Source organism: Pectobacterium atrosepticum (assembly GCA_019056595.1).
GTDB classification, from domain to species: domain Bacteria; phylum Pseudomonadota; class Gammaproteobacteria; order Enterobacterales; family Enterobacteriaceae; genus Pectobacterium; species Pectobacterium atrosepticum.
On sequence record CP036163.1, the window covers coordinates 4,282,113 to 4,296,105 of the forward strand.

Below are 13,993 nucleotides of genomic sequence, written 5' to 3' on the forward strand. Positions count from 1 at the left end.
GTTGGCGTAATCAATGGGAAACCGAACGTTCCCTATAAGGGGAAGACCCCGAAGATGACGCAGGCGAACGTCATGATGACGCTGGCAGCCCAGAGCACAGGAATAGAGAATTTCTGGTGGTCGGCGAGATCGACCCCCGCCAAACTGACCAGCAGGAAGGTTGCCGGCGTGAGCGGGCTAACCGGGAAGCCGGTGGTCATCTGTCCTAATACGGAAGCCTGCGCAACTTGAATCGGTGGTACACCCAGCATGTCCACGGTGTGAGCAATAACTGGCATGATGCCGAAGTAGTACGAATCAGGGTCGAACACCAGACTCAGCGGCATGGAGATCAGGCCGACGATAAACGGAATGTGGGAGGCAAAAGATTCCGGCACAAAGCTGACTGCCGAGAGCGACATGGCTTTCAGCATGCCAGTACCGCTCATGATGCCGGTGAAGGCACCCGCCGCGAACAGAATGCTGGCCATCATCAGTGCGGCTTTGGCGTGGGCGTTAATACGCTCTTTCTGCATTTCAACGTTAGGGTAGTTGAACATCAGCGCCAGCGTCAGGGCGATCATAAAGGCGACCGTCGGTGAAATTTTGGTAAACACCATGGTACCGATAACGGCAAGAACCAGCGCAATGTTGACCCAGAACATCTTCGGACGACGCAGCGTTTTTTCTGCATCAGTCAGCTCTTTCACATGCGCTTCAGCTGTGATGGATTGCGAACCACCCGCCAGCGGATTACCCGCTGCCAGCCCCAGACGTTTCTCTTCTTTCTTGCCCCAGTAATAGCCCATGAGCACCATGAACGTTAGGCCACAGACCTGTGCCGGGATGAGCGGAATGAACAGGTCGTGTGTGGTGGTGTTCAACGCGGCTGCGGCACGAATCATCGGCCCGGTCCACGGCAGGAAGTTAACCCCGGCGCTGAGCGCGGTAATACCGACCAGAATGCGTTTATCCATACCAAGCTTATTAAACAGCGGTAGCATGGCAGGAATGGTGATCAGGAAAGTGACGGCGCCGTTACCGTCCAGGTGTGCAATCAGTGCTAACACGCCCGTACCGATAATGATTTTTACTGGGTTGGTACCAACTATGCGTAAGATCCCTCTAATAATAGGATCAAACATACCGGCATCGGTTACCACACCGAAGAAGGCGATGGCAAAAACAAACATCGCCGCCATCGGTGCCAGTTTGGTGATACCGTCCACCACATATTTTGCGGTATCGGTGCCGCTGCCTGCTGCGAGCGCACCGAGAACCGGAATAACGATGAGCGCCACCAGAGGCGACATTCGCTTTGTCATGATGAAAAATAGCAGGGTAGCTATGGTGAGCACCCCGATGAGAGCTAGCATAAAAATTCCTCATTAGTATAATTGTATGATTTTATTTACAATAAATTAAACAACTCAATAACAATCCATGTAGTAATTAACAAATAAAAAATGAATGCTTATCCCAGAGTCATTTGATTTTTTGTCTGCACTATTTTTATCACCCTTGACCCTCTTTATACTAACTCGTAATAGCAATGGTTTTATTCGTAAATCTGATGGGTTTATTTTATTTGTTAATGTAATCAATGGTTCTGTTTTTCTTATTAATGGCTAATTGGTTGATTTGGTTTGTATAGTTAGGCCTTTTTGTTCAATTGTTTTTTACGGTTTGTGATATTTATCTAGAATGTCCATTTTTATGAATGCCGGACGTTGTTTGAATGGAATTAAATAAATGCGGGAAGGATCATAAAAATAGCAGGTGTCGATCGTTTTCTATTGAACTTGTTCCTTTCTTACCGGAGACTTAATTTTATTTATATAAAAACACTATGAACTTATCGATAAAACAATTACGGGCCTTTATCGCACTGACTGAAACTGATAATTTCACGCGTGCCGCTCAGAAAATAAATCTCTCTCAGCCTGCATTTAGCTCATTAATTGCTGGGTTAGAGGAAGAGGTCGGCTATCGTCTATTTGACCGCGATACACGTAAAGTGCAGCTCAATGCTGATGGCATTCATTTCATTGATATTGCCCGTCGGCTGGTGCAAACCCACGACGATGCCGTCGGTGAAATCAAGTCTTATGCCACGGGGTATAAAGGGAATATTGTGTTGGCGGTGCTGCCGTCAATGGCAGTGGAATGGCTGCCTCAGGTGCTGGCGCAATATCACCGCGCTTACCCTAAGATTAAGGTTGAGTTGCTGGATACGCAGTGGGATCGCTGCCTGAAAGCGGTACTAGACGGTCGTGCCGATCTGGCGCTAACGGCGGGGCAACCGTCGCCGGGAACGTTCAGCTCCCGCATGCTGTTCGCCGACAGCTTTTATCTGATCTGCCATAACTCGCACCCGCTGGCGCAGCAAAACAGTGTTGATGTGATCGACGTGGCGCAATATCCGTTTGTTGGGTTTTGCAAAGGCACCAGTATCCGGCAGTACACCGATCAGCTTATCGAACCGGAAGGCTTTAACTACGTGCTAGAAGTGCGTCAGCTGACCACCATGATGGGGTTGGTGGCGGCGAATTACGGTGTGAGCATTGTGACGGGGCTGACGCTGTTTCAATTCCAGCACAAAGATATCGCGATTATCCCCTTTCGGGATTTATCGTTGCAGCGCGGCATCTATCTAGTGACGGATAAGGAGCGCCAGCTTTCGGTATGTGCAAAAGAGTTTTATGATTTTCTTCTGGAGCGGGCGGAAAGTTTTGTTCCTGCCGCGTGAGAATCCAAACCGCCCGCCGCGCGGAACTTAGCTCGTGTGCAGGCGGTTTGGCGATGACAGCTGTCAGGGTTTTTTCTTCGGCCAGTCGTCTTCTTCATTGTCCCATTTATCGTTGTTGTCACGATGCGGGGGCAATTTCGGTTTGTTGAGCAGAAAACGCGTATGGTCAACGTTGCGCAATTCTTTGATGCCGTTAATCAGCATGCCTATCAGGATAATCAGGATTATCCACCAGTAATCAGCCAGCCATGCCATGGTCACGCCTCATCAACGTTATGAATGTAACGGGTAAACAGCTGCGGCAAGTGCTGGCAAAGCCATTGGTAGCCTGCAATGTCTTCATCTTGCCAGGCGGCAAGGATGAGGTCCGGTGTAAGCTGTTCTTCCGCATACTGTGCTAATGGATAATAGCTGATATGCCAGGGTTCGACTGCGACGCCGCCGAGATCGTGCGCATAAGGCCGATAAAAACCATATTCATGCATGTGCGCGCTCAGCCACCCATTCAGTGCGGCAAAATAGCCACCTTCTTCATATTCCCACGGCTCCAACTGGAGCGAGCTGCCTGCCGGTAATAAATCAGGATCGTAAATATCAAGATCGCTGCCCCAATGGTGACGACTGGAACCGGGCATCGCAGACCAGCGAAGAATGGCTTCACAGCGCTCGCCGTCGTCCAGAGACGATATGTCCAGCGGTTGGCTGTTGGCATCCATGACGGCACGCTCGCCGCGAAACTTGCTATTCCAGATTTGACGCTGGCGTTCGAAATCGCGAAACGTGCTGGCGGGCTGTAGGTTAAATCCCACCGTTTTGGCTGCGTGCTGTAGCGCAAGAAACGCCGTTACCGCCTCCGGCTGAAGGCGATGATGACCGTGTAAAGCGACCAGATGCTGGTCACTTTTACCGGTTAACATAGCTGGCGTCATCATGCGATGAGCTGCTCCATAATGCGCTGGTACATCCGGCTCAGCAGTTGCAGGTCTGCCGCGCTGACGCATTCGTCCACTTTATGAATCGTGGCGTTGATGGGGCCTAGTTCAACCACCTGCGCACCCATGCGGGCAATGAAACGGCCATCGGAGGTGCCACCATTAGTCAGCAGCTCTGGAGTGACTTCGTTGTAATGTTTGACGGCATTCACCACGGCATCGACCAGTTCGCCGCGTGCGGTCAGAAATGGCTGGCCGGAAAGTTTCCAGTCAATAGTGTAATTAAGCTGGTGACGATCCAGCAATTCCGCTACGCGCTGCTGGATTAACACATCCGTTAATTCGGTGCTGAAGCGGAAATTGAACTGCACAAACAGTTCGCCGGGGATGACGTTATTGCTCCCCGTACCGGCCTGAATATTGGCAATTTGCATGGTAGTTGGTGGGAAGAAATCGTTGCCCCGATCCCACTCGGTGGCGATGAGCTCGTTGAGCGCCGGTGCTGCACGATGAACGGGGTTGTCCGCCAGATGAGGATAGGCAACGTGCCCTTGCATGCCGTGTATGCGCAGATTTGCGGTGATAGAACCACGACGACCGTTTTTCACCACATCGCCCACGACATGCGTGCTGGAGGGCTCGCCGACCAGACAATAGTCCAACCGCTCGTTGCGAGCCATCAGTGCGTCGACCACTTTTACGGTGCCGTTAACGGCGCTGGCTTCTTCGTCTGACGTAATCAGAAACGCCAGACGCCCCTGATGGTTAGGATGAGCTGCGACGAAACGCTCGGCGGCAATCACCATGGCTGCCAGTGAACCTTTCATATCTGCTGCGCCGCGACCATACAGCATACCGTCACGAATGATGGGCTCAAACGGCGGATGCTGCCAGTGGCTTTCATCGCCGCTGGGAACCACGTCGGTGTGCCCTGCGAAGGCCAATGTTTTTCCTGTGCCGCGCCATGCCCAAAAATTTTGGGTATCGCCAAAATCCATCGCTTCGACGGTAAAGCCAATCGCCGTCAGGCGTTCAATCATGAGTGCCTGACAGCCCTCGTCATTCGGACTGAGGGAAGGGCGTTTAATTAACTGTTGAGCAAGCTCTATGACTGGGCAAGACACGTTATTTGTTCTCCGCAATAAATTTCTGGTAGCTGTCGATACTGAATCCAAGCAGCGCATTGCCGTCATCGGCAATCAGTAAAGGCCGTTTAATCACCGCTGGCTGTTCCAGCATAATATTTTTAGCAGCCTCTGCGCTGTCGCTGGTATTGCTGTTGATCCGTTCACGCTGTTCTTCACTGAGCTTACGCCAGGTCGTTCCGCGCGTGTTGAGCAAGGCTTGAAACCCCAGTTGGTCGATAAAACGCTGTAGCTGCTGTTCATCCAGACCGTCGGCACGGTAATCATGAAACTGATAGGCCACCTGTTGATCTTCCAGCCAGCGGCGCGCTTTTTTTATGGTGTCACAGTTTTTAATGCCGTATAGGGTCAGCGCCATAGGGGTAAAATCCTTTCTGCTTATTGAGTTGCATGACGATTGCTGTGTAGGACAGCATGGCCTGACGGGGCCCAATCGTGCGATAGCCCAGCATGCCGAAAAAAGGCGGGGAGATCTACTGTGAACTGCGTTGCAGAAATAAGTGGTTGTACACTTTTTATACTTTCATAACACTTTTGCCTGCTTAAAAAGTGTGCGTATAATATGTCGCCGTTAATCACCAAGAGGTTCGCATGGTAGAAGTAGAAGTGAGTACTTGGAAAGATTTTATTGAAGCAATGTTACGCAAATAATAACGAGAAGTACCGATAGTCATTGCATACCAGGAATAAAATCATACGAATAAAGCAGTATTGAGTCTCTCAATACTGCTTTTTTTCTATGTAAAAAGGGGAAACTTGAGTAAATAAAAGAGGGTATTATTCGTTAGCACGTGAATTTTATTTTCTCTATTTAATTCATGATGATGGCTGGTTAAGCGCAAATTTCGCTGCGGCGATGGCGTGGAGGTAACTGGTATCAAAAAGAGGAACTGTCGCATCTCCAGCGCCGATTAACAGCGGGATTTCCGTACAACCCAGAATGATGCCTTCCGCCCCTTGCTGTTCAAGCTGCTGGATAATTTCCCGATAAACCTGCCGCGAGGTGTCGTTAATGTTCCCCAGACACAGTTCGTCGTAAATGATGCGATTAACTAATTCTTTCCCCGTTTGGTCGGGAACAATCACGTCCACGCCAAACCGTTCCTGAATGCGCTGGCGGTAGAAATCCTGCTCCATCGTGTAGCGGGTGCCGAGCAAACCGACTTTCTTCAATCCGTGCTGTTTCAGGCTGGCACCGGTGGCATCAGCAATATGCAAAAGGGGAAGCTGACTGGCGCGTTCAACCTCATCAGCGACTTTGTGCATGGTGTTGGTACAGATGACAATAGCGTCTGCGCCTGCCTGACGTAATCCTACGGCGATATTGCCCAGTACGGCCGCTGCCTGCGCCCAATCACCTTGTGACTGTAATTGTTCGATCTCGTGAAAATCGACACTGTGAAGGATGATTTTGGCAGAGTGCAGGCCACCAAGTTGGCTTTTCACATATTCATTGATAATGCGGTAATACGGGATCGTGGATTCCCAACTCATCCCCCCGATCAGACCCAGCGTTTTGCTTACCATGGTGCTTCCTTTGATATCATAAAAAGTGATGAATCGGTCCGAGCTGAGCTCTCTATGTTCTGCATCGAGTTAAAATAGGGCAGAGAAGTCGCTTGGTATATATTTTTAGCGACTTTTATCACTTTTTATCCAACTTCGACTGGACAAAAGGTCAATCTATTGCTGTACTGTACCCGACACAGAATTTGTGTCTTTCATTCATGTAAAGGTAAGTTTGATGTCTAAGATTAAAGGTAGTGTTAAGTGGTTTAATGAGTCGAAAGGCTTCGGTTTCATTACTCCAGAAGACGGTAGCAAAGATGTGTTCGTACACTTCTCTGCAATCCAGAGCAATGGTTTCAAAACTCTGGCTGAAGGTCAGCGTGTAGAGTTCGAAATCACTGACGGTGCCAAAGGTCCTTCTGCTGCTAACGTTAACGCTATTTAATTATACCGATTTCGTGAAAAACCCGCCGATGGCGGGTTTTTTTTGCTTTATTTTCCATGAGATATCAGTGTGTTGTCACCCAGGTGACCAAGGCAAACGCCAGTGCGGTCATGAGCAACGAACCCGCAAGATTCAACAGTACGTGCAACCCTGCCGCAGCCAGCTGTCCACTTTGCAGAAACATGACGACTTCTGCGGAAAAGGTCGAAAACGTCGTTAAGCCACCGCACAGCCCAGTGGTAATCAGTATTTTCCAGTCCTGATCGAGATGAGGATGGCGCAAGAAGAAGGCTAGCGCGCCGCCAATAACGAAAGCACCAATCAAGTTGGCAAGTAGAGTACCCAAAGGCAACGTGGGATACAGGCTGTTAAACTTAACGCCCAACTGCCAGCGTGCCACGCTGCCGACTCCACCACCAATAAATACCGCGAGTAATGTACTAAACATAGAAACCTTTCTTGGATTGCTTTTGCATGGATTGTTTTTGCATAGATTTTTTTTACATAGATTGTTTTTACATAGATTGTTTTTGCGATCTCGGAGAATCTTGGGCAAGACGCTACGCCCTCTCTGCGAGGTGGACGTAGACATCATCAGCCGGGTGGCGGTTGTACCCTCTACTTCAGGCTGCCAGCGTTTTTGGCGGCGTTAGGGTAGGGAGGAATGTCATCTCCGCTTTAGTGTGAAAAGTTTACGCCGTCAGACGGTTTTTTTGTAGTGATGCAGAGGGGAAAGTTGTAAAGCAATCTGAATGCTCGCGAAAGCGGTGTCTTACTTTGTTACAGATGCTGATTGTGTCGTGCTGCGTAAGGTTTTACATAGAGGACATAGAATACAAAGAATTTTTTCGACAACTATTGCTCTCGTTCGCTGGCGTCTCCAGCCTCTGTAAATCAGGTAGGTTTGTATGGAAGGTATCAGTATTGCCAAACTGTTGGTGATTGGCGCATTAATCGTTCTGCTGTTCGGTACGAATAAACTTCGTAGCTTAGGCGGCGATTTAGGGGCGGCGATTAAAGGCTTCAAGAAGGCGATGAATGACGATCAATCGGTCAAGACGGATGACACGGCTGCGCTGAATGATTCGTCGCGCAAAGAATCCTGATCGCGCATTACACAGCAAAACGGACGGTCATTGCCGTCCGTTTTTTATTCCACACAAAAAATGTGTAAAAATATATGAGTGCTTATTTTACTTCGATGCCCTTGGCCTGTAAGTCGGCATGGTAGGACGAGCGAACAAACGGGCCGCAGGCAGCATGGGTAAAGCCCATCGCCATCGCTTCGGCTTTCATCTCATCGAACTCATCTGGGCTGACGTAGCGCTGTACCGGTAGGTGATGACGGCTCGGCTGTAAATATTGTCCCAGCGTCAGCATTGTTACACCGTGGCGGCGAAGATCGCGCATGACTTCCACGATTTCAGCATTGGTTTCCCCCAGACCAACCATCAGGCCTGATTTGGTCGTGATATCGGGATGCGCGTTCTTGAAGTTTTCCAGCAACTTCAGGGACCATTCATAGTTCGCGCCAGGGCGTACCTGTCGGTAAACACGCGGCACGTTTTCCAGATTATGGTTGAACACGTCTGGTGGCGTGGCGGTCAATATTTCCAACGCGCGATCCATACGACCACGGAAGTCTGGCACCAGCGTTTCGATACGAATATGCGGGTTTTTGCGACGAATTGCGCTAATGCAGTCCGCAAAGTGTTGAGCTCCACCGTCGCGCAGGTCATCACGGTCAACGGAGGTGATCACGACATAGCGTAAGCCCATGTCATGGATAGTCTGTGCCAGTTTCTCTGGTTCATTGGCATCCGGCGTAAGCGGGCGGCCGTGGGCAACGTCACAGAACGGACAGCGACGCGTACAAATGGCGCCCAGAATCATAAAGGTGGCGGTGCCGTGGTTGAAACACTCGGCCAAATTCGGACAGGACGCTTCTTCGCAAACTGAGTGCAACCCGTTTTTGCGCATTGCCGCTTTGATTCCCTGAATACGGCTCGAATCCGCCGGAAGTTTAATCTTCATCCATTCAGGTTTGCGCAGAAGCTCTTGGCGTTCGGTAACGACAGTACGTACCGGAATTAGGGCCATCTTATCGGCATCGCGGTATTTGACACCGCGTTCGATCTGAATCGGTTTACTCATGTTTGCGTAAGTTCCAGTTCTGAATCGTTTCTTTAAATTTGTTATTCAAATTCAAAGGATTATGTTTTTTGTTAAACTTTTTTTTAAAAAACTATAAAAATTATATCATCTTGCCTAATCACAATCAGCCCTTGCACGATCAAAATGAAGAAATTATGTGAATAAAATGTAATTTATCAAAAAACGATCGCCTAACTGACTGATTTTTATTGACAGAATAAAGCATGTTAATCGGGAAGCGGTTCACCCTGAACGTCCAGAGCCCACGGAATAAATTCGGGTGCGGAATAGCCGACTAACTGCAAAAAGGTGTTCACCAGCACCGGTGCGGTGTCATCCAACGTGATGCCCGGCACCAGATCGCTTACCTGCGTCATCTCCATACCGGCGTACCCACAAGGGTTAATACGCAGGAAAGGAGAGAGATCCATAGCGATATTGAGCGCCAGCCCGTGGAAAGAGCAGCCTTTGCGAATACGCAGCCCTAGCGAACAGATTTTACGCTCACCCACGTAGACGCCGGGTGCATCTGGGCGCGCATGGGCTTTAATCTGGAAATGTGCCAGTGTGCCAATCACGGTATTTTCGATTGCGGTGACGAGCTGGCGAACGCCGAGCTTGCGACGCTTCAGGTCAATCAACACGTACATCACCTGCTGCCCGGGGCCATGGTAGGTCACCTGACCGCCTCTGTCGCTCTGAATCACGGGAATGTCACCGGGCATGAGTACATGTTCTGCTTTGCCCGCCTGACCTTGTGTGAATACACGAGGATGCTGAACCAGCCAGATTTCATCTGGGGTTTTATCATCACGTCGGTCGGTGAAATTATGCATCGCCAAAGAAACGGGTTCATACGGTTGTACGTTGAATTGACGTACGATGATCTTATCCTGTAGCAAGTGTGTCATCTTCAGGTTAAGGAAGGGTGGGGGGATTATAACGGCGGGAAGCCTCAGCGAACAGCACTATGCAAAATTACGCAATGCTATACGGCACAAAACTATGCCGCACTTTGTAAAACCATGCCGTATTTGCCAATTTTCCCGCTCGTTCTTCTTACAGCACCATACGCACGATGTCGATGTTGCCTAGTTCTTCGTACAGCGTTTCCACCTGCTCAATGTGAGTCGCCGTGATGGTGATGGAAATCGAGTGATAGTTCCCTTTGCTGCTGGGCTTGATCTGCGGGGTGTAGTCGCCAGGCGCATGACGCTGTACCACTTCAACGACCAGATCGACTAACTCTGGTTTTGCCTCACCCATGACCTTGTAAGTAAAAACGCAAGGGAATTCAATCAGTTCGTTTAATTTGGTTTTCATTTGCGCTCCAGAGAGGATAATACCGTCGGTATTAGCACTGACATATGTACATCATATTAGAAAATATAACTCCCGCGTTTTTGCGGGAGTTAAGGATACGACTTATATGGGGGCGTTTTGGCCCCAAACAAGGGGGGACTAGCCGAACCAGTGGTGGAACATCAGTTTGATGTAATCGATCATGCGGCCAAAGATTCCGCCTTCTTTCACTTCATTCATCACCACCAACGGGCGTTGATCGATGGTTTTGCCATCCAATTGGAAGTTGATGGAACCGACAACCTGATTTTTGGCTAATGGCGCATGCAGTTCCGTGTTGTCCAGAACATAGCTGGCTTTCAGATCTTTCATGCGGCCGCGTGGAATGGTCAGGTAGGCGTCTTTCTCAACGCCCAATGCAACGCGATCGTTGTCGCCAAACCAAACTGGCTCAGAAGCGAATTCTTTACCTGCTTTCAACGGCGCGACGGTTTCAAAGAAGCGGAAGCCCCAGGTCAGCAATTTTTTGCTTTCTGATTCACGTCCTTTGGCATTACGCCCGCCTAGTACCGCTGAAATCAGGCGCATCTGACCTTCTGTTGCCGAGGCGACCAGATTAAAGCCGGCTGATGACGTATGGCCCGTTTTGATGCCGTCAACATTCAGGCTGGAATCCCACAGCAAGCCGTTACGGTTAGGCTGGCGAATATTGTTGAATGTGAACTCTTTCTCTTTGTAGGTCGCGTACTCTTCTGGAACATCGCGAATTAACGCCTGACCAATCAAGGCCATATCACGCGCTGAACTGAACTGGCCGGGTGCGTCCAGACCGTGCACGGTTTCAAAATTGGTGTTTTGCAGCCCCAGCGCTTTCACGTAACCGTTCATCAGGTTAACGAAAGCATCCTGACTGCCAGCAACGTAGTCGGCCATCGCGACGCAGGCATCGTTACCGGATTGCAGGATAATACCGCGATTTAATTGGGAAACAGGGACACGGTCACCTGGCTTCAGGAACATCAGGGAAGAGCCCTGAAAGGTTGGGTTGCCGGTTGCCCAGGCATCTTTACCGACGGTAACGATGTCGTTCGGGCTGATTTTTCCTGATTTAATCGCCTGACCAATGACGTAACTGGTCATCATTTTCGTTAAGCTGGCCGGATCGCGGCGTGTGTCGGCATTCATTTCCGCCAACACTTTCCCAGAGTTGTAATCAATCAGGATGTAGGATTCAGCATCGATTTGCGGGACGCCGGGGATCATCGTTTTAAGATTGATATCTTCAGCATAGGCAAAGGAAGAGGCACTAATGACGAGCAGTGCGCCAAGCGCAGTACGCTTAGTAAAACGAGACGTGTTTACAGTATTCATGATTGGAACAACAACATCCGTGGGTATGAGTTAAAAACGAGCCACACTATAGCAGATGGGAAATAGGCAGGCATCAGGCATTACGTTACGTGATTTTGCGAAAGGGCGGTATGTTCAATGCCATAGCCGCCGTTTCGCTTCATGAGCCTGCTGATTATCCGCTATTAGAGCGTACTGGGTGCGGCGGTAATAAACGATTGCTGCTGAGCTTCGACTGACAAACGTTGTTGAAGTTCAGCGGCTTGCTGACGATTCTGGAATGGCCCCAGTTGGATACGGTACAGTCCACCACTCGCTGTGACTTTCCCTGCCACACGGAAGCGTTCACTCAGGCTGCGCTGCCAGGTTTGTGCACGTTGCTGATCGCTCAACGCACCGACCTGAACGACATAGCCACCCGTGGCGGAAGAGGTTGTTGCTACAGGAGCAGTAACCGCAGCGGCAACTGGAGCGACGTTCATTGGCGCAGTGGATGATGTTGCGGTTGGCGTCATGTTTGACTCAACCACGCCAGCGCGTAGTGCAGAAGGGGCCCCTAAAAAGCCACCGCCGTGCGACGGCGTGCTGCTCTGCGGCTGAACATTTTCTGCTGGCGTGTTCAGGCCGCTATTACTGATCGGGCGAACAGCGCTGTTGGACGTGGGTGAAGTCGTTTCCATCATGGGCGTACCCAGTCCACTGGCACCGAAGCTCGGGCGCTCCGGCAGGGAGAAGCTTTGCTTGGCAACGGTGGTGCCTGCGGTTCCTGGACCTGAGAGCGTGCCGTCTGGCGCGACGTTGATGAAATCCACTTTTACTTTGGTATTGTTAGAAATATTCAGTCGATCGCCTGCGGCCTTCGACAGGTCGATGATTCTGCCCGGCGTGTAAGGCCCACGGTCGTTGACACGCACAACCAGACGGCGACCGTTGCTTAGGTTGGTCACGCGTACATAGCTCGGTAGCGGCAGTGTCGGGTGGGCGGCGGTTATTGCGTTAGGGTCAAAAACTTCGCCGATTGATGTGCGATTGCCGCTGGCTTCTTCGCCGTACCATGTTGCTAAACCCGCTTCGCTAAAGTTTTGCGGATTTTTAACAATTTTATAGGTCTTGCCTTTGATGCTGTAGTCTTGCAGCGTACCCTGATTGTAAGGTTCATAACGAGGTTCTGCACCACCGATCTCTTCCGTCGGTCCGCTGTAAACCTGAGTGACAGGCGGCGCTGGTTGCCGCTGTTCCGTTGTGGTACAGGCCGCAAGCGCCAGAGTTGCTACGCCGACCCAAAGCCAATCCTTACGCATTGCTCACCTCGTGTTATAAATTCTTAGATAGCAGTTTGCGGTGAGTATGTATCGACATGACGATACCGAACCCCGCCATTAAGACGACCAGCGCCGACCCGCCATAGCTGATCAGCGGTAGCGGCACACCAACGACGGGAAGTATACCGCTGACCATCCCGATATTGACGAAAACATAGAAAAACAGAATCAACATCAGCCCGCCGACCATAACCCGTCCGAACGAGGTTTGCGCATTAGCGGCAATTACCAGACCGCGCATGATCATGAACAGGTACATGGCGAGCAGAATCAAGACGCCGATTAACCCAAGCTCTTCTGCCAGCACGGCAAAGATAAAGTCAGTGTGTCGCTCCGGCAGAAACTCTAACTGAGATTGTGTGCCATGCAGCCAGCCTTTTCCAGACAGGCCACCTGAGCCTATCGCAATTTTCGACTGAATAATATGGTATCCGGCACCGAGCGGATCGCTTTCTGGATCGAGCAACATCATGACCCTGGCACGCTGATAATCATGCATCAGGAAGAACCAGAGTATCGGAATAAACGCGGCGAGTAGCAGCACGGCGATGCCAATCAAGCTCCAGCTCATACCTCCCAGAAAAAGCACAAACAGCCCAGATAATGCAATCAGAATCGAGGTGCCTAAATCCGGCTGTGCGGCAACCAGCAGTGTAGGAACAAAAATCAGAATCAACGCGATTGCCGTATTTTTTAGCGACGGTGGGCACATATCACGGTTAATAAAACGTGCAACCATCAGTGGTACGGCGATCTTGGCTATTTCGGATGGCTGGAAACGAATGAAACCCAAATCTAGCCAGCGCTGTGCGCCTTTACTGATTTGCCCGAAAATATCCACGATGAGCAGCAAAATCACGCAGACTACATAGAGATAGGGGGCCCAGCCTTCATACACGCGAGGAGGGATTTGCGCCATCACGATCATCACCGTAAACCCCAGCACGATTTGAACGGCTTTTCGCTCCATCATGCCGACGTCTTGTCCGCTGGCGCTCCATAAGACAAATAGGCTATAGCCCAGCAGTGCCAGGATGCAGAGAAGAAACGGCAGATCGATGTGGATTTTCGCCCAGAACGATCCCTTTTGTTGGCTATCGGTCATG

At 50.3% G+C, this 13,993-nt stretch carries 16 protein-coding genes; 3 read left to right on the forward strand and 13 right to left on the reverse strand.

The genetic code is table 11. The features are described 5' to 3' along the window. Window positions 1-32: 32 nt before the first annotated feature. Window positions 33-1,355 (reverse strand): citrate transporter, encoded by a 1,323-nt coding sequence (locus tag DCX48_20070; protein ID QXE16607.1) that lies wholly within the window; start codon window positions 1,353-1,355, stop codon window positions 33-35. A gap of 473 nt (window positions 1,356-1,828) precedes the next feature. Here DCX48_20070 and DCX48_20075 point away from each other — a divergent pair, with 473 nt between their 5' ends. Beyond that, entirely contained in the window at window positions 1,829-2,728 is a 900-nt protein-coding gene (locus DCX48_20075) for a LysR family transcriptional regulator (protein ID QXE16608.1), read from the forward strand. 63 nt (window positions 2,729-2,791) lie between these two features. On the opposite strand, the gene DCX48_20080 is transcribed toward DCX48_20075, so the two are convergent. The 5 genes from DCX48_20080 to DCX48_20100 form a co-directional block, all read right to left on the reverse strand. Next, on the reverse strand, window positions 2,792-2,983 hold the full coding sequence (locus DCX48_20080; protein QXE16609.1) for a YpfN family protein: 192 nt from the start codon (window positions 2,981-2,983) through the stop codon (window positions 2,792-2,794). 2 nt (window positions 2,984-2,985) lie between these two features. Beyond that, window positions 2,986-3,660: a D-alanyl-D-alanine carboxypeptidase family protein gene (locus DCX48_20085; protein ID QXE16610.1), complete on the reverse strand. Its 675-nt coding sequence runs from the start codon at window positions 3,658-3,660 to the stop codon at window positions 2,986-2,988. Beyond that, on the reverse strand, window positions 3,657-4,784 hold the full coding sequence (locus DCX48_20090; GenBank protein ID QXE16611.1) for a succinyl-diaminopimelate desuccinylase: 1,128 nt from the start codon (window positions 4,782-4,784) through the stop codon (window positions 3,657-3,659). The genes DCX48_20085 and DCX48_20090 overlap by 4 nt, the downstream gene beginning before the upstream one ends. A 1-nt stretch (window position 4,785) precedes the next feature. Further along, window positions 4,786-5,163: an ArsC family reductase gene (locus DCX48_20095; GenBank protein ID QXE16612.1), complete on the reverse strand. Its 378-nt coding sequence runs from the start codon at window positions 5,161-5,163 to the stop codon at window positions 4,786-4,788. Window positions 5,164-5,621: 458 nt separating this feature from the next. Then, window positions 5,622-6,332, reverse strand: a complete 711-nt coding sequence (locus tag DCX48_20100) for an aspartate/glutamate racemase family protein (protein ID QXE16613.1) — start codon at window positions 6,330-6,332, stop codon at window positions 5,622-5,624. Window positions 6,333-6,549: 217 nt separating this feature from the next. On the opposite strand from DCX48_20100, the gene cspE reads away from it, so the two are divergent. After that, window positions 6,550-6,759 carry a cold shock-like protein CspE gene (cspE, locus tag DCX48_20105; GenBank protein ID QXE16614.1) on the forward strand — a complete coding sequence of 70 codons (210 nt, stop codon included), beginning with the start codon at window positions 6,550-6,552 and terminating at the stop codon, window positions 6,757-6,759. A gap of 64 nt (window positions 6,760-6,823) precedes the next feature. Here cspE and crcB read toward each other — a convergent pair whose 3' ends face one another. Next, window positions 6,824-7,207, reverse strand: a complete 384-nt coding sequence (gene crcB / locus DCX48_20110) for a fluoride efflux transporter CrcB (GenBank protein ID QXE16615.1) — start codon at window positions 7,205-7,207, stop codon at window positions 6,824-6,826. Between the two features lie 460 nt (window positions 7,208-7,667). Between crcB and tatE the strand changes: the two genes are divergently transcribed. Then, a complete protein-coding gene (gene tatE / locus DCX48_20115) occupies window positions 7,668-7,865 on the forward strand; it encodes a twin-arginine translocase subunit TatE (GenBank protein ID QXE16616.1) in 198 nt (65 codons plus the stop codon). Between the two features lie 82 nt (window positions 7,866-7,947). On the opposite strand, the gene lipA is transcribed toward tatE, so the two are convergent. The 6 genes from lipA to rodA all read right to left on the reverse strand — a co-directional run bounded on the left by lipA (window position 7,948) and on the right by rodA (window position 13,992). Next, window positions 7,948-8,913, reverse strand: a complete 966-nt coding sequence (gene lipA / locus DCX48_20120; GenBank protein ID QXE16617.1) for a lipoyl synthase — start codon at window positions 8,911-8,913, stop codon at window positions 7,948-7,950. Between the two features lie 227 nt (window positions 8,914-9,140). Continuing rightward, window positions 9,141-9,815 carry a lipoyl(octanoyl) transferase LipB gene (lipB, locus tag DCX48_20125; protein QXE16618.1) on the reverse strand — a complete coding sequence of 225 codons (675 nt, stop codon included), beginning with the start codon at window positions 9,813-9,815 and terminating at the stop codon, window positions 9,141-9,143. 157 nt (window positions 9,816-9,972) lie between these two features. Beyond that, entirely contained in the window at window positions 9,973-10,236 is a 264-nt protein-coding gene (locus DCX48_20130) for a DUF493 family protein (GenBank protein QXE16619.1), read from the reverse strand. Between the two features lie 138 nt (window positions 10,237-10,374). After that, the gene (gene dacA / locus DCX48_20135) at window positions 10,375-11,586 is read right to left on the reverse strand and encodes a serine-type D-Ala-D-Ala carboxypeptidase (GenBank protein QXE16620.1); all 1,212 of its coding nucleotides are present in this window, start codon (window positions 11,584-11,586) and stop codon (window positions 10,375-10,377) included. 164 nt (window positions 11,587-11,750) lie between these two features. Next, window positions 11,751-12,866, reverse strand: a complete 1,116-nt coding sequence (rlpA, locus tag DCX48_20140) for an endolytic peptidoglycan transglycosylase RlpA (GenBank protein ID QXE16621.1) — start codon at window positions 12,864-12,866, stop codon at window positions 11,751-11,753. A 13-nt stretch (window positions 12,867-12,879) separates the two neighbouring features. Continuing rightward, window positions 12,880-13,992, reverse strand: coding sequence for a rod shape-determining protein RodA (rodA, locus tag DCX48_20145; protein QXE16622.1), 1,113 nt, complete (start codon window positions 13,990-13,992; stop codon window positions 12,880-12,882). Window position 13,993 lies beyond the last annotated feature (1 nt).

What these genes read in the sequence shown, in the direction of transcription:
- DCX48_20070 (QXE16607.1), bottom strand. Translation starts at nt 1,355, where the DNA reads ATGCTAGCTCTCATCGGGGTGCTCACCATAGCTACCCTGCTATTTTTC.
- DCX48_20075 (QXE16608.1), top strand. Translation starts at nt 1,829, where the DNA reads ATGAACTTATCGATAAAACAATTACGGGCCTTTATCGCACTGACTGAA.
- DCX48_20080 (QXE16609.1), bottom strand. Translation starts at nt 2,983, where the DNA reads ATGGCATGGCTGGCTGATTACTGGTGGATAATCCTGATTATCCTGATA.
- DCX48_20085 (QXE16610.1), bottom strand. Translation starts at nt 3,660, where the DNA reads ATGATGACGCCAGCTATGTTAACCGGTAAAAGTGACCAGCATCTGGTC.
- DCX48_20095 (QXE16612.1), bottom strand. Translation starts at nt 5,163, where the DNA reads ATGGCGCTGACCCTATACGGCATTAAAAACTGTGACACCATAAAAAAA.
- DCX48_20100 (QXE16613.1), bottom strand. Translation starts at nt 6,332, where the DNA reads ATGGTAAGCAAAACGCTGGGTCTGATCGGGGGGATGAGTTGGGAATCC.
- cspE (QXE16614.1), top strand. Translation starts at nt 6,550, where the DNA reads ATGTCTAAGATTAAAGGTAGTGTTAAGTGGTTTAATGAGTCGAAAGGC.
- crcB (QXE16615.1), bottom strand. Translation starts at nt 7,207, where the DNA reads ATGTTTAGTACATTACTCGCGGTATTTATTGGTGGTGGAGTCGGCAGC.
- tatE (QXE16616.1), top strand. Translation starts at nt 7,668, where the DNA reads ATGGAAGGTATCAGTATTGCCAAACTGTTGGTGATTGGCGCATTAATC.
- lipA (QXE16617.1), bottom strand. Translation starts at nt 8,913, where the DNA reads ATGAGTAAACCGATTCAGATCGAACGCGGTGTCAAATACCGCGATGCC.
- DCX48_20130 (QXE16619.1), bottom strand. Translation starts at nt 10,236, where the DNA reads ATGAAAACCAAATTAAACGAACTGATTGAATTCCCTTGCGTTTTTACT.
- dacA (QXE16620.1), bottom strand. Translation starts at nt 11,586, where the DNA reads ATGAATACTGTAAACACGTCTCGTTTTACTAAGCGTACTGCGCTTGGC.
- rlpA (QXE16621.1), bottom strand. Translation starts at nt 12,866, where the DNA reads ATGCGTAAGGATTGGCTTTGGGTCGGCGTAGCAACTCTGGCGCTTGCG.
- rodA (QXE16622.1), bottom strand. Translation starts at nt 13,992, where the DNA reads ATGACCGATAGCCAACAAAAGGGATCGTTCTGGGCGAAAATCCACATC.